Annotated in this window: 17 protein-coding genes and 1 tRNA gene; 15 read left to right on the top strand and 3 right to left on the bottom strand. The window is 60.7% G+C overall.

What is annotated here, in order from left to right; genetic code table 11:
- Positions 1–2,151: DNA topoisomerase (locus tag MHX53_RS04820; protein ID WP_239271422.1), on the top strand; the 2,151-nt coding region annotated here is incomplete at its 5' end.
- On the opposite strand, the gene MHX53_RS04815 is transcribed toward MHX53_RS04820, so the two are convergent.
- The gene (locus MHX53_RS04815; RefSeq protein WP_239271421.1) at positions 2,152–2,901 is read right to left on the bottom strand and encodes a lipoate--protein ligase family protein; all 750 of its coding nucleotides are present in this window, start codon (positions 2,899–2,901) and stop codon (positions 2,152–2,154) included.
- Between the two features lie 51 nt (positions 2,902–2,952).
- Between MHX53_RS04815 and tmk the strand changes: the two genes are divergently transcribed.
- Together tmk and MHX53_RS04805 are read left to right on the top strand one after the other, a co-directional pair.
- Positions 2,953–5,400 carry a dTMP kinase gene (gene tmk, locus MHX53_RS11770; RefSeq protein WP_102238418.1) on the top strand — a complete coding sequence of 816 codons (2,448 nt, stop codon included), beginning with the start codon at positions 2,953–2,955 and terminating at the stop codon, positions 5,398–5,400.
- Positions 5,397–6,590: a DNA polymerase III subunit delta' gene (locus MHX53_RS04805; RefSeq protein ID WP_102238419.1), complete on the top strand. Its 1,194-nt coding sequence runs from the start codon at positions 5,397–5,399 to the stop codon at positions 6,588–6,590. Before tmk ends, MHX53_RS04805 begins: the two co-directional genes overlap by 4 nt.
- Here the strand turns inward: MHX53_RS04805 and MHX53_RS04800 are convergent.
- On the bottom strand, positions 6,577–7,719 hold the full coding sequence (locus tag MHX53_RS04800) for a M20 family metallopeptidase (protein ID WP_239271420.1): 1,143 nt from the start codon (positions 7,717–7,719) through the stop codon (positions 6,577–6,579). The two genes, MHX53_RS04805 and MHX53_RS04800, sit on opposite strands and share 14 nt — an antisense overlap.
- A gap of 110 nt (positions 7,720–7,829) precedes the next feature.
- Between MHX53_RS04800 and MHX53_RS04795 the strand changes: the two genes are divergently transcribed.
- The 3 genes from MHX53_RS04795 (at position 7,830) to MHX53_RS04785 (ending at position 9,407) form a co-directional block, all read left to right on the top strand.
- Positions 7,830–8,255 carry an attachment glycoprotein G gene (locus tag MHX53_RS04795; RefSeq protein ID WP_239271419.1) on the top strand — a complete coding sequence of 142 codons (426 nt, stop codon included), beginning with the start codon at positions 7,830–7,832 and terminating at the stop codon, positions 8,253–8,255.
- A gap of 82 nt (positions 8,256–8,337) precedes the next feature.
- A tRNA-Thr gene (locus tag MHX53_RS04790) sits at positions 8,338–8,410 on the top strand.
- Between the two features lie 79 nt (positions 8,411–8,489).
- Positions 8,490–9,407: a universal stress protein gene (locus MHX53_RS04785; protein WP_102238425.1), complete on the top strand. Its 918-nt coding sequence runs from the start codon at positions 8,490–8,492 to the stop codon at positions 9,405–9,407.
- 51 nt (positions 9,408–9,458) lie between these two features.
- Here the strand turns inward: MHX53_RS04785 and MHX53_RS04780 are convergent, their stop codons facing one another.
- The gene (locus MHX53_RS04780; protein ID WP_102238426.1) at positions 9,459–10,064 is read right to left on the bottom strand and encodes a TetR/AcrR family transcriptional regulator; all 606 of its coding nucleotides are present in this window, start codon (positions 10,062–10,064) and stop codon (positions 9,459–9,461) included.
- A 98-nt stretch (positions 10,065–10,162) separates the two neighbouring features.
- Here MHX53_RS04780 and MHX53_RS04775 point away from each other — a divergent pair, with 98 nt between their 5' ends.
- The 9 genes from MHX53_RS04775 to MHX53_RS04735 all read left to right on the top strand — a co-directional run bounded on the left by MHX53_RS04775 (position 10,163) and on the right by MHX53_RS04735 (position 20,999).
- Entirely contained in the window at positions 10,163–11,776 is a 1,614-nt protein-coding gene (locus MHX53_RS04775) for a carboxyl transferase domain-containing protein (protein WP_102238826.1), read from the top strand.
- A gap of 7 nt (positions 11,777–11,783) precedes the next feature.
- On the top strand, positions 11,784–13,754 hold the full coding sequence (locus tag MHX53_RS04770) for a biotin carboxylase N-terminal domain-containing protein (protein ID WP_239271418.1): 1,971 nt from the start codon (positions 11,784–11,786) through the stop codon (positions 13,752–13,754).
- The gene (locus MHX53_RS04765) at positions 13,751–14,926 is read left to right on the top strand and encodes an acyl-CoA dehydrogenase family protein (protein WP_204515437.1); all 1,176 of its coding nucleotides are present in this window, start codon (positions 13,751–13,753) and stop codon (positions 14,924–14,926) included. Before MHX53_RS04770 ends, MHX53_RS04765 begins: the two co-directional genes overlap by 4 nt.
- A gap of 40 nt (positions 14,927–14,966) precedes the next feature.
- The gene (locus MHX53_RS04760) at positions 14,967–15,854 is read left to right on the top strand and encodes a polysaccharide deacetylase family protein (protein ID WP_204515438.1); all 888 of its coding nucleotides are present in this window, start codon (positions 14,967–14,969) and stop codon (positions 15,852–15,854) included.
- Positions 15,855–15,873: 19 nt separating this feature from the next.
- Entirely contained in the window at positions 15,874–16,389 is a 516-nt protein-coding gene (locus MHX53_RS04755) for a MaoC family dehydratase (RefSeq protein ID WP_204515439.1), read from the top strand.
- A 5-nt stretch (positions 16,390–16,394) separates the two neighbouring features.
- Positions 16,395–17,219, top strand: coding sequence for a CoA ester lyase (locus MHX53_RS04750; protein ID WP_204515440.1), 825 nt, complete (start codon positions 16,395–16,397; stop codon positions 17,217–17,219).
- Between the two features lie 100 nt (positions 17,220–17,319).
- On the top strand, positions 17,320–19,350 hold the full coding sequence (locus MHX53_RS04745) for an N-acetylmuramoyl-L-alanine amidase (RefSeq protein ID WP_204515441.1): 2,031 nt from the start codon (positions 17,320–17,322) through the stop codon (positions 19,348–19,350).
- Between the two features lie 72 nt (positions 19,351–19,422).
- On the top strand, positions 19,423–20,067 hold the full coding sequence (locus MHX53_RS04740; protein ID WP_204515442.1) for an AbiEi antitoxin N-terminal domain-containing protein: 645 nt from the start codon (positions 19,423–19,425) through the stop codon (positions 20,065–20,067).
- Complete coding sequence (locus MHX53_RS04735) at positions 20,064–20,999, top strand: nucleotidyl transferase AbiEii/AbiGii toxin family protein (protein WP_343212354.1); 936 nt, start codon at positions 20,064–20,066, stop codon at positions 20,997–20,999. The genes MHX53_RS04740 and MHX53_RS04735 overlap by 4 nt, the downstream gene beginning before the upstream one ends.
- Positions 21,000–21,009 lie beyond the last annotated feature (10 nt).

The following is a 21,009-nucleotide window of genomic DNA, read 5'->3' as shown; positions in this document are numbered from 1 at the left end:
GAATTCGCCGCCAAACTCACCACCTACCTGGGCCAAAAAGTCGCCACCGGCCGCGACTTCGACGACGCTGGTCAGCTGAAAAAGGCCAGCTCACAGGTCGTCGTGCTGGGCAAGGACGACGCCACCAAACTCGCCTCCGTGCTCAACGCCGACGCGCCACTGAGCGTCTCCGGGCTTGAAACCAAGCCGTACTCACGCCGGCCCGCCGCCCCGTTCACCACCTCAACCCTGCAGCAGGAAGCCGGCCGCAAACTCCGCATGAGCTCCCGCCAGGCCATGCGCGTCGCCCAGTCGCTGTACGAAAACGGGTACATCACATATATGCGTACGGACTCCTCGGCCCTGTCCGCCGAGGCCGTCGCCGCCGCCCGCAAGCAAGTCACCGAACTCTATGGGCCCGAATACGTCCCCGGCTCCCCGCGGATGTATGCGAAGAAGCAGAAGGGCGCGCAGGAAGCGCACGAAGCGATCCGTCCCGCTGGTGACTCGTTCCGTACTCCCGCTCAAGTGCAGGGAAAACTGTCCAGCGACGAATTCAAGCTCTACGACCTGATCTGGAAGCGCACGGTCGCCTCCCAGATGGCCGACGCAAAAGGCTCCACCGCCACCATGAAAATCACCGCCGACCTCAGCACCCACCTCGGGGACGGGGCAACGGCAGGCATGACCGCCTCGGGAACGGTCATCACCTTCCGCGGATTCCTCGCCGCATACGAAGAAGGCCGCGACGCAACCCGTTACGACTCCGGTGACGCTGGTTCACGCCTCCCACAAGTCACGGAAGGCCAAGAACTCGCCGTCCACTCCGCAGAAGCCGCGGGGCACACGACCGCGCCACCACCTCGGTACACAGAAGCCAGCCTGGTCAAGCGGTTGGAAGAACTGGGGATCGGGCGCCCGTCCACGTACGCCGCCATCATCTCCACGATCCAAGATCGCGGATACGTGCGCCCGCGTGGCAACGCTCTGGTGCCCAGCTGGCTCGCGTTCTCCGTGGTCAGGCTGCTTGAAGAACACTTCGGCGGGCTCGTGGACTACCAGTTCACCGCCGACCTGGAAACGGAGCTCGACCACATCGCCGCAGGTGAACTCGACCGCACGCAGTGGCTCTCCGACTTCTACTTTGGAACCGGTGCCGCCGGCGCTACAGTCACCGACGGCCCAGACGGAGACCAGCCCGCCGGCGACCACCCGGGACTCAAACCAACCGTGGACGACCTCGGCGACATCGACGCACGCGAAGTCAACACCGTGCAGATCGCTGACGACGTGACCCTGCGCGTGGGACGGTACGGACCATACCTGGAAGTCCCCAGCGACGACCCCGAAAAACCCAAGCGCGTTTCCGTGCCAGACGACCTGGCTCCGGACGAACTCACGGCCGAAAAAGCCCGCGAACTCATCGAAACCCAGGGCGACGGTGACCGCGAACTAGGCGTGGACCCGGAAACCGGGCACACGATCGTCGCCAAGAACGGGCGCTTTGGCCCCTACGTCACCGAGGTGCTACCCGAATCCGACACCCCCGCCAAACGCGGCACCAAGAAGCCAAAGCCACGCACCGCCTCGCTGTTTAAGTCCATGGACCTGCAGACCGTGGGGCTCGAAGAAGCTCTGAAACTTCTGAGCCTGCCCCGGGTCGTTGGCCAGGACCAAGAAGGCGTGGACATCACCGCGCAAAACGGACGCTACGGGCCGTACCTGAAGAAGGGAACCGACTCGCGATCGTTGGAATCCGAAGAGCAGATTTTCAGCATCACAGTCGAAGAAGCGCTGGCGATCTACGCGCAACCCAAGACGCGCGGTGGGCGTAAAGCGGCGGCTCCGCTCAAGGAATTCGGCGAAGACCCCGAAACCAAGAAGCCCGTCGTTGTCAAGGACGGTCGCTTTGGTCCCTATGTCACCGACGGCACCACCAACGCGACCCTGCGCAAAGACGACTCGGTAGAGACCATCACCGCAGAACGCGCGTTCCAGCTCCTAGCCGAAAAACGCGCCAAGGGACCCGCCAAGAAGCGCACCACCGCGAAGAAGACGACCACCCGGAAGACGACTGCAAAGAAGACCACCGCGGCCAAGAAATCCACTACCCGCAAGACCACCGCGACTAAGACCGCTGCTAAGAAAACAGCAACCACCAAGAAGAGCTAATCACTCCACCCGGTGCCTCTCGTCATATGCGCGGGAGGCCTGGGTGACATCGCTGGTGAGCGCAGTTTCGCGAATATCCCATTCCGTGGCGTAGGCTGCCAGGAACGCGTCTTTGACGTCCTCAACGGTGATCCCCGGGTGGAGCTCACTCAACGCACCGCCGGTCTGCGGGTCCCAGTCCACGCCCAGGGCGGCTTCGACATCGGTCAGACACGCGCGAATGGGCTGCGGGTCCGTCACAATCACCGAGGACGAAAACAGCCACCCCTTGTTGGTCACCCGTTGCGCCGTACCAATGATCTTGATGCGCCCGGCCGCGTTGACCGAAAACTCGCCCGGGCAGTACTCACCCGGAATCTCGCCAATGCGCGCATCCACACCCAGCGTGCGCAAGGCCGAGGCGTAAAGCTCACCAAACTGCGTGAACCGCTCCTGCGTCTTGCCGTACAGCGTGCTGGCCGGCTCCAAATGGTCAAGCACCAAACTCCCGAGGTGGTACGCCGCCGCGCGTCCCCCCAGGGTCCGCAGTGCAGGGGTAAAACCGTGAGCGCTGGCCGCCTGGGTTGCCTGTGGGAAACCCGCGGCGAACCGGTCCCGGGCGCCAAACGCCACCGTGGGTTGGGGTTGGTAAATCCGCAGGGTAGGTCCGCGGGTTCCGTTTCGGATGCCGTCAAGAAGGGCTCGGGCAACGCCGAGGTCGCGAATAGCTCCCGCGCTGGTGTCCGCTATGTATTCCAAGTTCTGTGACATCACTGCTTAACCTTACGCGGTAACGTGGGCTGGGCGAGTAGGCTTAGCCATGTGGATACTCAAACTGTTCTATCTAAGCCACACGCCGGAACTATTGGCCACGCTGCGCTCGAAGTTGGGGCGTGGCTTGTCGCACTGAGTTCAGCGGCGATTTCGTTCGCAATCGTGGGTATTCACGGGTTCGGCGGGGCCATGGAGATCAGCCGCTACGGCGAACTCACTCAGCTTCAACGTGACGGCGGGTTCAACTCCTCATTTGCTGTGCCGGGACTGCTCGCGTTCTTCGCGCTTTCAGTAGTGGGTGTTCTCATTCCGCCTAAAAAACTGACGCAGCTGAAAGAATCCGTCCGTTCTCAGCTACTCACGCTCTTTGCGGCAGCGACTGCGTGTGTATCAGTCGTTGTCGTGTTCATCCCCACGTACTGGCTGACCCTGGTCGTGGCCGCACTGCTGGGCATGTTGGTGGGCGTGCTCGCGGCCCACGCGCCTGAACTTCACACCAAACCGTGGCGCACCGGTGGTCTGGCTGTTGGAATCTTCCTGCTGGTCACGTACTACTTTGAGCTCGAACACGGTGTCCCGGCCGGCGCCCACGCTCTGCGCTGGCTGTTGTTCGTGGGTGCGATCCTGCTCATCGCAGCAGCACTCATGGTGCTGGTGTTCCCGCTGTCCTCAAACCGCGACATTGACGACCTTCACACATTCCCGCACACGCTGGCCATCAAACGCTCCCGCGGTCACATGTCGATCGCGTTCCCATGGGCCTGCTACGCATTGTTCGCTGTCCTGGGCGCCCTGTTCATTCTTCCTCTGCCTGCCACCGTGGACGGTGGTTACGGGCAGGGTGCTGTTGGGCTGATGATCGCAGCCGTGCTCTTGGGATGGGCCGCCGGATACGAATCAGGTCCGACCTTCGCTCCCGGAATGACCCGGCCACGTCTGACAGCGTTCGCACTGGTCGCTACCGGTCTGTTCATGATCTTCGCGGGCCTCATCAACGAACTGTCCGGAAAAGCCGTCGTCATGGCACTCACCGCGTTCAGCGTAGGCGTGGGTGTACGTGCGCAAAAATACGAATTCTCACGACGTGTGGGACTTGCCGTGGGCATGCTCTTGGCCACGCTGCTCTGTGGCCTCAACATCACGTTCGACCTCAACTTGTCACCCGTGACCACGTGGGTGCTTTCAGCATCGGGAGTTGCCTTCAGCGCGATCGGACTTCTGGCCTTTGCAACCGGAATCTTGGCGATCTTCTTGTTCTCACCCATGGGCGTGCGTGGAATGGGTGTTGACCTCATGAATGCGTTCCAAGTGCCCGGCGACACCTCATCCAACGTCGCGCCACAAGCCCTCGCAGTCTCTGAAGACCAAGAAACACGCGTGCTGCTAGGTGCTACCACCTCGGCGGACGAAGCTAAGGAAACCGGCGCCAACTCGCTGGCGGTTCCAGAACCCGTCGCGCCCTCAACGGGGCTGTTCATCGCGATCGAAGGTGGGGACGGGGCCGGCAAGACCACCCAGATCCGCAACCTAGTCGACCACTTGGAATCCCGCGGGTTTGACCCGGTCATCGCGACCCGCGAACCCGGTGGCACGCCTGTGGGTCAGTCGATTCGCAGTGTTCTGCTCGACGGTGAAGCCGTTTCGCCGAAATCTGAAGCTCTGCTCTACGCGGCCGACCGCGCGCACCACGTCGCGACCCTCATCAACCCGCACCTGGACCAGGGTGGGGCCGTCATTACCGACCGCTACATCGACTCCTCGCTTGCGTACCAGGCCGGAGGTCGTGAGCTGTCCGAGGACGATGTGCTGTCGCTGTCACGGTGGGCGACCTCGGGGCTGGTACCAAACCTGACGCTGGTTCTGGACATTGACCCGCGGGTGGCCGCCGAACGCATGGGTAGCCGCGAGGACGCGAACCACCTGGACAAACAGAGCCTGGAGTTTAAGGACCGTGTGCGCCAAGGGTTCCTGCGGCTGGCAGAAGCTGAGCCTGAAAGGTACGCGGTGATTCCGGCGGGACGCTCAGTCAACGAGGTAGCCGAACACATCCAGCGCGTCGTCGACGCGGTGATCGACGGGGGTGAATCCGCAGACGTCGCCGACACGTTTGAGCCGATCGCACCCCGCGGTGTGTTCGAAGGTGTTCCCACCGAGCGGATGTCACCTGAAGACGCCCAGAAGGCAGTCGACGAAAACCGTTACGCTGAGCCTCCACAGTTCCTCACCGAACCGATCGACGTTGACGGTGCGGATGAAGCGGAGTCTGCTGAAACCACCGTTCTTCCGCCACGCGAGAAATCTGCGGACACGTCAAAACCTGAGGGATCAACCGCGGTGCCGGCGGAGACAACAACGCCGGCGGAGCCAAAAACGCCGGCGGAACCTAACAACACAGCAGAGCCGGACCCTGAAACCAACCGCGACAAACTTCAACGGCAGTCCATGATCGAACAGCAGGCGCGCCAACGCCTGCGCGATGCCAGACGAAATTCATGACGGCTGACGCAAACTCCGGAATGGCCGGAACCGTGTGGGCCGACCTCGTGGGTCAGGACGCGGCGGTCGCAACCTTGGCGCGTGCCGCCAGCGAACCGCAGGCCATGACGCATGCGTGGTTGCTCACGGGGCCACCAGGATCGGGTCGGTCGAACGCAGCCAAAGCCTTCGCGGCTGCACTCTTGACACCAGATCACGGCGCAACACTAAGCGCACAAGCCAAACGCGCGCTGGCGGGCAACCACGAATCTATGACGGTGATGTCCACGCAAAAGTCGGTCATCTCAATCGACGAAGTCCGCGACATCGTGGGGCAAGCGCAAGCCTCGCCGGTGAACGCTGACTGGCGCGTGGTCATCATTGAAGACGCTGACCGCATGACAGAACGCACCTCGAACGTGTTGCTCAAAGCAATCGAAGAACCTCCGCCGGCTACCGTGTGGATCCTGTGCGCGCCCAGCCCCCAGGACGTTCTGACGACCATCCGCTCGCGGTGCCGCAACGTGAACCTGCGCATCCCACCGGTCAAAGCGATCGCACAGCTGCTCAGCACACGCAACGGCATCGACCCGGAAGTGGCGGCGTGGGCGGCATCGGCAGCCCAAAACCATATCGGACGCGCCAAATACCTAGCGACAAACGCTCAAGCGCGTGAGGTGCGGGAACAGATCCTGCGGATCCCACTCAAGCTCGACTCCCTGGGCGCCACTGTGCGCTTGGCTGGCGAAACCCTGGACCAAGCAGCAACACGCGCCAGCGACCGTACCAAGGACCGCAACGCCAAGGAAAAAGAAGATCTCCTGCACACGCTCGGAGTCGAACCGGGCAAGAACCCGCCACCGGCTGTGCGCTCGCAAATCAAACGCTTAGAAGATGAACAGAAGCGACGCGATTCGCGCGCCCGAAACGACGAACTCGACGCCATGTTCCTCGAACTGCTCGCGCTTTACCGCGACGTCCTCATGTGGGGGATGGGCGAAAAAGAGAACCTCATCAACGTGGGGGATGAGCAACTGATCTCGAGCATCGCAGACTCGTCAGACCCAGTGACCACGCTCAAACAGATCGAAGTGCTGCAACTTGCTCGCACCCGCCTGCAAACGAACACGGCACCGCTCCTCATTGTGGAAGCCGCGTTCATTGGCTTGTCTCGTCCGTGGAGCCCCGCCGCGCAGGCTACTGGTCGCTAGTCAGCAGGTCCACCACCAGGCCGGCAGTGAGGTCGATGCGTGGCAGAATCGAATCGATGCGAGCGTGCTCGTCCACCGCGTGCGATCCGCCACCCACAGTTCCCAGACCGTCCAGGGTGGGTGTGCCCAGCGCGGCCGTGAAGTTTCCGTCGGAGCCACCACCCACCATGATGGGTTTGAGTTCGTCCTGCCCCAGCGCTTGGGCCACCTTGCGGGCTCGCGCAAACAGGTGCGCGGACACCTTGCGTTCCCACGGTGGGCGGTTGATCCCACCGTCGAGGTGGAGTTGCGCGCCGGGGATGACGGGGCGCAGCCTGCGTAGTGCCTTGTCTACGCGTTGTTGTTCGCGCGCCGAGGTGGCTCGTGAGTCAATCGACAAGGTCGCCTTCGCGGGCACCGTGTTGGTGGTGGTTCCGGAGTGCATGTAAGAAGGAACGACCGAGGTGCCGGCGTCAGGGTTGTTGAGTCCGGCGATCTTGACGACCTGCGATGCGATCTCGGTGGTGGCGTTGATGCCTTTTTCTGGTTCAACACCAGCGTGGGCGGCGCGTCCGGTGACGTTGAGGTGGTAAATCGCCACACCCTTGCGGGCCACCTTGACTTCACCGTTGGGTCCGCCGGATTCAAAAACCAGCGATGCGCGGGCGTGAGCGGATTCGCGTTCGATGAGGTCCCGGGAGGTTAGGGAGCCCAGCTCTTCGTCACCGGTGATGAGAAGCGTGACGCCGTCCAGAGTGCCCAACTGCTCTTTGACTTTTTTGAGTGCGTGCATAGCGATGAGCACGCCACCCTTCATGTCGTCGGTACCGGGCCCGCGAATGATTCCGCCGCTGATGGTGAAGGGCATGTCGTCAATGGTGCCCATGGGCCACACGGTGTCGTGGTGACCAACGAGCACGACGCGCCGGGGACCGTTGCCAAACCGCCACACCAGGTGAGGGAAGCCGTCGATGACTTCCATGTGCGCGGGTTCGCCCATCAGGCCTTCGCCTAGTGCATCGAACAGGCGAGCAGAACGGTGAAGTGCGGCCTTGTCGTTTGAAGGGGACTCAGTTTCCACCGTTTGGTGGAACTGGTGAATGAAAAGCTCCAGGTCAGCGGTCGTGGTTAAATTCGGGTGAGCAGACATTAGTCATTACTGTACCGAATGTGACACATACGCCTGCGAGCGAGGCGCGAAGCGATCGCAACAGAGTACATTAATTCTGAAACAGCCAGCCACACAAGACGAGACTCGCCATGAAATTTCTCGCGTTCATTTTCCTCATTGCGCTCATCATCGGCGCGGTGATTTATATCGTCTCCACTGTGAAAAAGGCCCGACACCGCGGGGAAACTGAACGGGCACCTCGGGACCCCTTAAACTTTCTGTACCGGCTGTTACCCGGCTACCTCACCCAGGAAGAGAAGAAGAAAACCTGGGTTTCGATCCTCGTGATCGTGGTAAGTGCCTATGCGGCCGTTGGGGTCTTTTTTACTCCGGGAACTGACCCGAACGAGTGCGGTGACTACACGTTGAAAAACGGAAACTACATCTATACGGAAGGCCGTGGCGACTACGACAAAGAAGGCGCCAGCTACTTTTACGTCGGGTGTAAGAAGGCACGAGGTGGTTGGTTCTATGGGTTCCCAGGTTTCGGCTCAGGATCCGGTTCTGGGGACTGAGGTGGTGCAGTGCTGAGGCGTTGCGTCGACACGGCCCTAGAGTTTGACGAGCTGGAGCCACCCCACTAGAATCTGTCTGGTTGCCTCCTTAGCTCAGTCGGCAGAGCGTTTCACTCGTAATGAAAAGGTCGTCGGTTCGATTCCGACAGGGGGCTCTCGTTGACTCTACACAGCGTGATCGTCACCACTCGGCTAAGCTGGGCATAATCCGGTTGTTCGACTTCGAGGTGGATCATGAAACTGTCGCGTGACAGCGTCGTTGTGGGTATTGATGACTCGGATTCCGCACGTGAAGCGGCCCATTTTGCCCTAGCTCACTTCGCAGACGCACGCGAAATCGTGCTGGTAGCAGTGATCCCAGACGGAACGCGCCCAGTGCTCCCGGCTCCCAGTGACGTGACCACCCCGTACACCGGCTCCCTGCCTGCAGTGCAGCCAGCAACTCCCAACGAAGAAGACCGCCAAAAGTGCCAAGCCATGCTGGACGAGCTGCGCACCCAACTCGAAGCCACCCGCGAAGACTCCGAAACCACCTCGGCGCCCATCAAAACCCGCGTCTTCGCAGGTGACCCTGCAGAACAACTCGCCGCGCTGGGCGACGACGCAGGCCTCCTGGTGATCGGCCACCACGGCGCAGACCAGGAATTCGCCGGCCGAATCGGACGCACCAGCCGCGGACTCCCCGGCCACTCGCTGTGCCCCGTGCTCATCTACCGGTCAGGCGACACCGGCGACTCGGTCGTTGTGGGCATGGACACCTCCGAATACTCCAGCGTGGCCGCCCTGGATGCCGCCGACTTCGCCGTCAACGCCGGCCTGCCTCTGCGCGTGGTCGTGGGCGTCGACCCTCTGGGGGACAGCGAACGCACCCACGCGCAGACGGAGTTCGACCTCACCTGGTTGCGCTCGGAAGTGCCCGGTCTGGACGTGTCCGTTGAGTACGCACAGGGTCCCGCCGCCGAGGTGCTCGTCGCCGCATCCTCCAACGCCCGCCTTCTCGTTATGGGTAAGCGCGGGCTGGGCCTGTTCGCCGGAATGGCAGTTCAGCTGGGTCGCACGGCCAGCCAAGTGATCGAAAAAGTGAACTCCTCACTCATGCTGGTGTCGTTCCGCGACGACCCGCGCCTAGCCAACCGCCGGATCGTCGACTAAAGGCACGCCACACCTCGGGGTGCGACCGTGCCACCTCAACCAGCCAACCCCTCACGCATCCGGGTCGATCTCAAGCGACGCCAACGCCGCCCGGCGCAACTGTTGCCGAATCACTTCCTCCGGCTTGCGGCGCACCACATACGGTGTGGAGTTGAGCATCCCGAAAATCGCGTGGACCCGCACAGTAGCTTCATCGCGGGTCAGATCGGACATCGCGGTCACCACGCTCACCCACCGATCGACATACGCCCGTTGCAACGCACGCACCCGGTTCTGCCCATCAACAGGTAGGCTTCCCAGGTCGCGGTCGTGAATACGAATCAGCTCAGACTCCGTAACCGCGAACGTCAAGTGGAAATCGATCAGCTTGATCAGGATGTCTTTTGACGAGGGGGCCTTCCAGTTCTCAACAATGTGCCCACCTCCAGCTTTGAGGTAATTCGAGATCCCCACCAGCAGTTCCGAAAGAATCGCTTCCTTGGACGGAAAGTGCCGGTACACCGCAGGACCCGACACTCCTGCGCCGTGTCCGATGTCGTCAATGCTCACCGCCAAGAAGCCGTGTCGGGCGAACAGCACCTTTGCCGATTCCATGATCGCTTCGCGTCGCTGCGCCTTTGCATGCTGGCGAGAAATTCCCTTGTCTGACGTGACCATGCCAGCTAGTATAGCTTTCAGTTAGTGATCACTCACTGAGTGATCGTATGCTGAACGTTGCTGGCCCCACAGCCGGCACCAGAACACAGGAGTTCACAATGCGCGCCATTGGTACACCTCCGGACCCAAGCACAGCGGAAGAATTCGCGCACGCGCACAGCCAGCTCATCGACGAACTGCGCGCTCGCACCGCCCAGACCGCGCTGGGTGGTTCGGAACGGTCCAGGAAAAAACACCTGGACCGTGGCAAACTTCTCCCACGTGACCGCGTGGAACGACTGCTGGACCCCGGCAGCCCTTTCCTCGAATTTTCGGCACTGGCTGCCAATGGCATGTACAACGACGACTCACCGGGCGCAGGCATCATCACCGGCATGGGGCTGGTCAACGGGCGCATCTGCGTAATCGTGGCCAACGACGCCACGGTCAAGGGCGGAACGTACTACCCCATGACCGTCAAGAAGCACCTGCGAGCACAAGAAATCGCACGCGAAAACAAACTCCCATGCATCTACCTCGTGGACTCCGGGGGAGCGAACCTCCCCAACCAAGACGACGTGTTCCCCGACCGTGAACACTTTGGTCGCATCTTCTACAACCAGGCCACCATGTCGGCGGCCGGAATCCCACAGCTCGCCGCGGTCATGGGATCGTGTACCGCCGGTGGTGCATACGTGCCCGCCATGGCTGACGAATCCATCATCGTCAACGAACAAGGAACCATCTTCCTGGGTGGCCCGCCCCTGGTGAAAGCCGCCACCGGTGAAGTCGTCACAGCAGAAGAGCTGGGCGGGGGAGCGCTCCACGCACGCACCTCGGGCGTTGCCGACCACCTCGCAGCCAACGACGACCACGCACTCGAAATCATGCGCGACATCGTCGCCACCCTGCCAGCCACACCTGCCCCCGCATGGGAACGGGCCGAACCTCAAGAACCCAAATACACCTCGGACGAACTCACCCACGTGGTACCCGCGGACCTTAAAACCCCGTACGACGTTCGCCAGGTCATCGCCCGCATCGTCGACGGATCCGAATTCCACGAATTCAAAGCCGAATACGGCAACACCCTCATCACCGGGTTCGCTCGCATCGACGGCCACCCGGTAGGCATCATCGCCAACAACGGTGTGCTGTTCGGGGAATCCGCGCAGAAGGGCGCGCACTTCATCGAACTGTGCGACCAGCGCGACACCCCGCTGGTGTTCCTCCAAAACATCACCGGATTCATGGTGGGACGCGACTACGAAGCCGGCGGAATCGCCAAACACGGCGCCAAGATGGTCAACGCTGTGGCCACCGCGCGCGTGCCTAAGTTCACCGTCATCATCGGCGGATCCTACGGTGCCGGAAACTACTCCATGTGCGGACGCGCCTACTCGCCTCGGTTCCTATGGATGTGGCCCAACACGCGCATCTCGGTCATGGGTGGTGAACAGGCCGCCAGCGTTCTGGCAACTGTCAAACGCGACCAGATGGAAGCCCGTGGCGAAGACTGGCCAGTCGAAGAAGAAAACGCGTTCAAGGCCCCCGTGCTCCAACAGTACGAAGACCAAGGAAACCCCTACTACTCAACCGCTCGCCTGTGGGATGACGGGATCATCGAACCGTCCCAGACCCGCCAAGTGCTAGCGCTGGCCCTCGAAGCCGCACGCTACGCCCCACTTGAGCGTCCGCTTAACTCTGCTGGCTACGGCGTTTTCAGGATGTGACATCGACATGTTTACCAAAATTCTTATCGCCAACCGTGGTGAAATTGCGTTGCGCGTCATCCGCACGTGCCAGCGCTTGGGCGTGCAAACCGTGGCCGTGTACTCCGACGCCGACGCCCACGCCCCGCACGTCAAGCTCGCTGATCAGGCAGTGCGCTTGGGTCCAGCGGTCGCCAGCGAGTCATATCTGAAGATCGACCGCGTTATCGAAGCCGCCCAGTCCACGGGCGCGCAAGCGATCCACCCCGGCTACGGCTTCTTGAGCGAAAACGCGCAGTTCGCCGCGGCATGTGAGGACGCCGGAATCGTGTTCCTGGGCCCTACCGCCAGCGCAATCCGCACCATGGGTGACAAGATCACGGCCAAGCAGGCCGTCGCATCCCGAGGTGTCCCACTGGTTCCCGGTGTCGCAGAGTCCGGCTTGAGTAACGACCAGCTGGAAAAGGCGGCACTCGACGTGGGCATGCCGGTGCTGATCAAGCCATCTGCCGGTGGTGGTGGAAAAGGTATGCACGCGGTGTTCAAGCAGGAAGACCTGCGCGAATCACTCGAGGCGGCCCGCCGCGAAGCTGCCAGCTCCTTTGGGGATGACACCCTGTTCCTTGAACGCCTGATCTCCACTCCACGCCACATTGAGGTGCAGGTTCTGGCCGATGAACACGGAAACGTCATCCACCTAGGCGAACGCGAATGTTCGCTCCAGCGCCGCCACCAGAAGGTCATCGAAGAAGCCCCCAGCGCGCTGCTCGATGAAGAAACCCGCGCCCGGATCGGCCAGGCCGCGGTAGAGACCGCGCGTTCCGTTGGGTACCGAGGCGCGGGAACCGTTGAGTTCATCGCATCTGCTGACAACCCCGACGAATTCTTCTTCATGGAGATGAACACGCGCCTGCAGGTCGAACACCCCGTGACCGAACAAGTCACCGGGGTCGACCTCGTGGAATGGCAGCTGCGGATCGGTGCTGGTGAAGAACTCACCCTGAAACAAGAGGACATCACCCTCACCGGGCACTCCATCGAAGCGCGTATCTACGCCGAAGACCCCGCCCGCGGCTTCCTTCCCACCGGTGGTACCGCGATCGACGTGGTGTTCGGCAACGACAACGACCCAGGGCTGCGTGTCGACGCGGGCCTGGAGGCCGGCCAGACGATCGTGAGCGACTACGACCCCATGATCGCCAAGGTCATCACCACCGCGCCCACCCGTGAAGAAGCGCTCGCCAAGTTAGATGACGTGCTCGCCCACTCCGCAGTGCCGGGAATCGTGACCAACATCGATTTCCTGCGCATGCTCATCACCCGCGACGACGTCATCGCAGGTGACCTGGACACAGGGCTGATCGACCGCCTCACGGAAGACGACCTGGCCCACGCCCCACAACCCGTCGACGCCCTGCTCGCAGCGGTTGCGGTCACCCATGGCGTAGGACAGCGCACAACCACCGCACAGCGGGGGCAGGCAACGACCTCGGCCCCTTCAGCCTGGAACGTCACCGGCTGGCGCAACGCCAGCCCCATCAACGAACGCGTGGACCTCACCTACCAGGGTGAGCCCGTGGACGCCGTGTACGCGGGGGAGCCCGCGCGGGTGCGTCCAGTAGGAACCGGCGCCGAGGTCGTCGTCACCTGCTGCGGGTCCGACCACCGGGCGCTCGTGTGGGTGACACCGGCAAACGTGTGGGTGGCGAGTACGCGCGGCGTGTTCATGTTCGGACGCCCGCAGGCCGACACCACCCTGGGTGCGGCCGGTGCAGGCGCCTCGATCACGGCTCCTATGCCGGGGGCCGTGACATCGGTGCGGGTTGCCGACGGCGACACAGTAGAAGAAGGCCAGCCAGTGCTGGTACTCGAAGCCATGAAGATGGAGCACGTCCTGCGTGCGCCGGTCACAGGGGTGGTGCAACTGGCAACGGCTGCGGGCACCCAGGTGGCCTTGGACGAAGTTTTAGCAACGGTAGTTGAAGAGGAAGAACAATGATCACATTTATGCCCGGCCAATTGCCGGAAGAATACGAATCCCTACGTCAGCAGGTTGCGAAGTTCTCAGACGAAGAAGTCGCACCGGTCAGCGCGGAACTCGACGCCAAGCACGAATTCCCCTACAAGCTGGTCGCAAAAATGGGCCAGATGGGTCTGTTCGGTCTGCCTTTTGACGAGAAGTACGGCGGAATGGGCGGAGACTACTTCGCCCTGTGCTTGGCGATTGAAGAGCTGGCGCGCAACAACCAGTCGCTGGCCATCACGCTGGAGGCTGGGGTTTCGCTGGGTGCTATGCCCATCTACCGCTTTGGAACCGAAGAGCAGAAGCAGGAATGGCTGCCAAAGCTCACCGACGGTTCCGGGTTGGCTGCGTTCGGGTTGACCGAGGCCGAGGCCGGCTCCGACGCCGGTGGCACCAAGACGAAGGCTGTTTTGGAAAACGGCGAATGGGTCATCAACGGATCCAAGCAGTTCATCACGAACTCCGGAACCGACATCACCCGCCTGGTCACTGCCACCGCAGTCACCGGGACCCGTACGGGCCGTGACGGTAAGGAAAAGCCAGAAATTTCGACCATCATGATCCCTACCGGAACCTCTGGTTTCACCGCTGAACCCGCATACGACAAGGTGGGGTGGAACTCCTCAGACACCCACCCGCTCACCTTCGACAACGTGCGTGTTCCTGAAGAAAACCTGCTGGGTGAACGCGGCCGAGGTTACGCGAACTTCCTGCGCATCCTGGACGAAGGTCGTATTGCAGTGGCCGCTCTGTCCGTGGGTGCCGCGCAAGGGTGTGTGGATGAGTCGGTGCGGTACGCGAAGGAACGTGTGACCTTCGGTAAACCGATCGCCAACTACCAGGGAATCCAGTTCAAGATCGCACGTATGGAAGCCCGCGTCGTGGCAGCCCGCGCGGCGTACTACCTGGCTGCTTCACGCATGGAATCCGGCCTTCCGTTCAAGAAGGAAGCTGCTGTTGCCAAACTGATCGCCGGTGACGCGGCGATGGACAACGCACGTGATGCCACTCAGATCTTCGGTGGCTACGGCTTCATGAACGAATACCTGGTTGCACGCCACTACCGTGATTCCAAGATCCTGGAGGTGGGCGAAGGAACCACTGAGGTCCAGTACATGCTCATTGCCCGCGAACTGGGCCTTGCATAAGCGTTTGAAAGCACGTTCCGTTTTTGGAAACAATATGAGCGTGAAACGCGCAATTTTTTCGAGTGTGGTTGTCGGAACCTTGGTCCTGTCAGGGTGCGGGTCCAACGGTTCCGAAACCACCTCGGGAGATGGGCAGGGAGCCCAGACCACCTCGGCGGGCCCTGAAAGCACGCCCACCCCAAGCCCAACGCCCGACCCCACTGAGCTGAAGCCGGGAACCAACCATTCGTACGAGGCGGCGGAATACGCATACGAAGCCAAAGACGTACACAACTGGTTGCACGGGGAAAAGACCCAGGCGGCCAACTACCCTGAGAAGAAGATCGCCTTCCTCACGTTCGACGACGGCCCCACGAACATCACGCCAAAGGTGCTTGAGGAACTCAAGAAGGCTGGCGCTCCTGCCACGTTCTTCGTGATCGCCGGCGAGCTGGGAGTCGAAGGGCCCGACGGCGATAAACACCTCAAACAGACCATTGAGGACGGGAACTCGGTGTGCATCCACACGTACTCGCACAAGTACTCGTACCTGTACCCAGGGCGCCGGGCCAACGCCGAAAACATCTCAAAAGACTACGACAAGGCCCTTAAGTCCGTGCGCAAGGTTTTGGGTGAGGACTACGAGGTACACGGTTACCGTTACCCGGGCGGACACGGATGGCGCAAAATGGGGGCTGCGGACAAAGCTCTCGAAAAGAAGGGTTCGTACTGGATCGACTGGAACTCTGAAAATGGGGACGGTACCGATTCGGCGAGCTCAACGGGTGAAGGCCGTGCCAAGCGAGCCCTGTCGACCTTGTCGGACTCCCCGAACGTCGCCGTCATCCTCATGCACGACTACCAAGACAACGACGCGACCGCCGAAGGAGTAGCCCCGCTGGTCAAGGAACTCAAGAAGCGGGGCTACGAATTCGGGGTCATCAACTAAGCACGGGTAATGTGAAGATATGACGCACAACACACATGAAGAACATGGGTCGGCAGTGGTCCAGCAACGTGGACTGTGGTTCGACGAAATGGAAGTGGGCACCGTTTACAAGCACGCCCCGGGCCGTACCATCACCGAAGCAGACAACACGTGGTTCACTGCGGTCACCATGAACACGCAGGCGTTGCACTTGGACGCGGCTTTTGCTGGGTCGGAGCCGTTTGGTGAGCGGTTGGTGAACTCCATGTTCACGCTGGCCACGTTGGTGGGGCTGTCTGTCAGTCAGCTGACCCAGGGCACCATCGTGGGGAACCTGGGGTTCTCCGAGGTGGCATTCCCTAAACCGCTGTTCCACGGGGACACGCTGTATGCGGAAACCAAGATCCTGGACAAGCGTTTGTCGCGGTCACGCCCAGGGCAGGGGATTGTCACCCTGGAACACATTGGACGTAACCAGGACGGTGCGATCGTAGCGAAAGCCGTGCGTCAAACAATGGTGTTTACATCTGACCACGCAGAACAGAACGAAGGGTAAGTGACATGGCAACAACAGTGAAGCCCGCTTGGTTGTTCGTCCCCGGTGACCGTAACGACCGTTATACCAAGGCGGCGGAACGCTCAGACGTGGTGATCGTGGACCTTGAAGACGCCGTCTCACCTGCCCACAAAGCCGATGCGCGCAAGGCGTTCCTGGACTTCCAGAACAGCGACCAAGCGCTCGACCCCACCACGACCGTGGTGCGCATCAACCCGGTGGGGTCTGAATGGTTCCACTCGGACCTCAAGTTGCTCTCTGAACTGCCCGGTAGCGGGTATTCGGTTATGTTGCCAAAGGTCGAGGACACGGAAGCGCTGGAGCACATCCGTGGGCTCAAGGTGTATGCGCTGATCGAAACCGTGAAAGGTGTCGTCAACGTAGACACCATCGCGGCACACGAAGGCGTGACCGGACTGATGTGGGGTGCCGAGGACCTGTTCGCGTCCTTGGGCGGCGGTCACTCCCGCACGGCGGCCGGCGACTACCGGGCACCAGCGGTCTACACCCGTGCTCGGGTGCTCATGGCCGCTAAGGCGCACGGAAAACTCGCCATCGACTCGGTGTGGACGGACATCGATAACTTGGACGACCTCGGCGTGGAGGCCGATGACGCAGTCAACTGCGGTTTCGATGCCAAGGCGCTCATCCACCCCAAGCACGTGGAAGTTGTGCGGGATGCGTTTAGGCCTTCAGGCGAACAACTCGAGTGGGCGCGAGGCGTGATCCAGGCGGCTTCGAATGCGGACGCCGGTGCGTGGACGTACCAGGGCCAGATGATTGATGAGCCGTTGCTCCAGCAGGCGCGGAACATTTTGGCACGCGCGTAAGAGCCACGCGCATAAAAGCGTGGTGTAGCCCACACGCGGGAGCTGAAGCTACAATAATCGAAGAAACATTGTAGGTCATGAGTGACAGGAATTTGCTCCTATGGCGTCTTCACTCCCGCGCATTCTTACGTCAATTGCCCTTGCTATTGGTCTCGTCGTTGCACCGCTACCCACCGTGGTGACTCAAGCCAAGGGGCCCGAGACAAAAACACGTGAAATCAGCGTTTCACGTGGGCAAACAAAGAAGGTTGAAACCCCCAAAGCCAAAGTGTCTGTAGTGGGCGCTACCTGGCGGGGCAACACCGGGGTCGAAAAGGCCGAGTACCGTTCCAAGGACAACAACGGCCAATGGAGCGGGTGGAAAGAACTGCCGGTTGACGACGCAGACGGGCCGGACGCCGGTACGGGTGAAGCTGGGAAGTCACTCCAGGGTACTGAGCCGCTAGTCGTGCCAGAGGGTACGTCGGTTGAGATTCGTACCGCGCAAAAGTCTGACCTGTATGTGGCCGAGACCGGGATAACTGGCAACGTGCGACCAGGTGGGGCTGTCGCGGGCGCTGCGCCGGCGCACGCTGCAGGCGGATCGAAGATTGGTGGGTTCACGTACACCTCCCGCAAGGACTGGGGAGCGAAGGGGCCACGCAAGGGTTGCCCGGTGGAGAAGACCAAAGTTAACAAGGCAGTGATCATCCACCACACCTCGGGATCCAATTCCTACTCACAATCCCAGGTGCCATCCATTCTGCGCGGTATCCAGGGGTACCACCAGAACGGTCGCAAGTGGTGCGACATTGGGTACAACATGATTGTCGACAAGTGGGGCAACATTTATGAGGCACGTTCCGGCGGGCTGACCGACGCAGTGATTGGGGCGCACGCCGGTGGGTTCAACACCAGCACGTTTGGTGTTGCGGTGCTGGGTACGTACAGCAAGCCGGTGAATTCGTCGACGTTGAACTCGCTGAAGAAGATCGTGCGTTGGCAAGGTGAGCTGTGGGGGTATGACCCTAGTGGCAAGGTCAAACTGACGTCCAAAGGTGGCACGTCAAAGTACAAGAAGGGTACGGAGCGGACTCTGCCGCGCGTGTTTGGGCACCGAGACGTGGGGAACACGGACTGTCCGGGTAACGGGTTGTACAGCCAGTTGCCAAAGTTGCGGATTTCCCAGCCGGTGAAGCCGGGCGCACCTATCGTGTCGGATGGGATTAAGAAGTACTACAGCAAGCACAAGGATGAAACCGGGCCACCGCAGAGCCCGCAACGCAAGACCGGTAAAGGTGTGTTGCAGAACTTCAAGAACGGCGTGGTGTACCAGTCAAAGCAAGGCGTGTACTTCACCGCGTACTCGGCGCCCATGCGTAAAGTCTGGTCGCAGCATGGCTGGGAAAACGGACGGTTGGGATTCCCCAAGTCGGACCGTTACAAGTTTGGTCACGGGTGGCGACAGAGTTTTGAAGGTGGCGCGATCATTGAGCACTCGCGTGGCACCTACCCCGTGTGGGGCGGGATCCAGTCCAACTGGGAGCGCAACAAGGGGGCTGTGAAGTATCCCGTGAGTGTTGAAAAGAAAATTGGTGGGAAGAAGCCTGGCTCGTACCAGCACTTTGAAAACGGGAACGTCCACTGGTCCAAGAAGACCGGTGCGCACTACACGAACGGCGGGATCCGTAACACCTGGAGTAAACACCGGTGGGAGCAGGGACGGTTAGGTTATCCCACCTCGGACCCATTCAAGAGTGGGGACCGCGTGCGTCAGAACTTTGAAGGTGGCGCCATTATCCACTCCAAGCGGGGAACGCACCCGCTCTGGGGAGGTATGAAGGCGAACTGGGAGCGAAATAAGGCGACGTTGCGGAACCCGGTGAGCACTGAGAAGAAGATCGGTGGGAAGAAACCCGGTGCGTTCCAGCACTTTGAACACGGGAGCGTCCACTGGTCTAAGAAGACCGGTGCGCATTACACGAACGGTGCGATTCGTAACACCTGGAGCAAACACGGATGGGAACAGGGTCGCCTGGGCTACCCCAAGACAGACCCATACAAATCAGGTGACGAAGTGTGCCAAAAGTTCCAAGGTGGAACGGTTGTGTACCACAAGAATCGGGGCACCTACGTGGCGTGGGGCCGCTGAGCGAGCTGTAGCTGGGGAGACCACTGCTGGCGGGGCGGTTCCGTTAATGCCTGCTGGCGGTATCATTGTGATATGTCGTATGGGACTATCGTAAAAATCGGTCGACTTGCGGAGACTCGTCGTGGCCTCATCACCGCCGAATGGCTCAACGAAGCAGGGCTGTCAGCATCGCAAAAAACTGCCCTGGTTAAATCCGGCTACCTTGAACGGGTCACGCGCGGTGTATATAAGGTTGCAGGTGCCCCGTCGACGCGGTTCACGGAAATACTGGCGCTGTGGATGAGGCTTGGAGACAACGATTACACGTCAGATCCGCCCGTGCTTGTTGCTGCAGGTGCAACGGCGGCGTACCTGCACGATATCGGTGACATGTGGCCCGACCCATACGACTTCATCACGGCGCGTCCCTTGCGCACGCGAGAACCTGGTGTGGTGCTACGACACGAGACTGTTGATCCGCGTGATGTTGAAGTCGTTGAAGGTATCCCGTGTTTGAGTCCCGTGGCTACGCTTGTTGACTTGATTAAGGACCATGGAGATCTTTCGCTTGTTGGCGATGCCGTGGTCGATGCGCGCACACGTAACTACCTGAATGCACACACTGAGCCGGATTTTGTGCGTCGGTTGGGGCCGCTCGCTGCGGAAAATGATCTACCAGAGGGAGAAGGCGAGAAGCTTTTGGAGCTTATCACCCAGTACCACCAGGGGGTAGCGTGAGCCGGCCTGGAGAACCGTACCATGATGACCACGCGTTTGTTCAGGCGCTGACGCATGCTGCAAAAGTGGAAGCTAGTGCAAACGGAAAGCCCGTCAATAGAGTATTGACAGAGGGGTACTTTGACCGAGTCTTGGTGCGAATCTTCAAAGATCCCAAAAGGGAGTGGTTCGTAAAAGGCGGGACTTCTCTACTTGCTCGTGAGCCTTTGGCCCGGGAAACCAGGGATATTGACCTGGCTACGAGTGAGTCTGATTTCGAAACTGCGCTTGTTGAACTACAAAATGCCGTTCAGGAAGATGCAGGTGACCATCTCAGAATAGTTGCGAAATTCGATAGGCCTCTCGCTATGCCGACTGCCTCACAGCGCGCTACCGGTGGAAGGCTCATGGTTACGATTTCAGCCGTGGGAAAGGTCGTCTCCCGTTTCGGCATTGACATGGTGGTGTCTGAGCCTCCTGTTGGGGAGATCGAAACAATGGCTCCTCGAACTCGCCTTCACCTGCCTCGGCCTGTGTTTACCGCGGAATACAGGCTTTATCCGATACCGGATCAGATTGCAGACAAAATTTATGCCACGGTCGCGCCACGTAAGAACTCTCCCGTTCCATTTAGTACTCGCGTTAAGGACCTCGTTGATTTGGCAATCTATGCGCGTACGCAGACTGTGTACATGCGCCCGTTGAGGGCTGCGTTGAAGCAACGACTAGCGACATTTCAAACGCCGCCGACGCAGTTCAGCGTCCCGGAAGACTGGCGCCGTCGCTTTGGGTCCAGAAAGTTGCGCACGCCGTTGGTTGACCCAAACGATTATGACGGGGCTGTCCGCGTTGCTACAGAGCTATCTGCGGCCGTGTTCGACGAATCAGTTTCGGATGATGCGGTGTGGACTCCTGAACAGGGGTGGACGCTATCGCCACGTGGTTCCGGATAGGCGGCATATC

Origin of the sequence: Brevibacterium sp. ACRRH (genome assembly GCF_022346365.1) — a bacterium.
In the GTDB taxonomy this organism is placed as follows: domain Bacteria; phylum Actinomycetota; class Actinomycetes; order Actinomycetales; family Brevibacteriaceae; genus Brevibacterium; species Brevibacterium paucivorans.
Note: the sequence above shows the minus strand (reverse complement) of the source record. Positions and strands in the feature narration are given on the sequence as shown.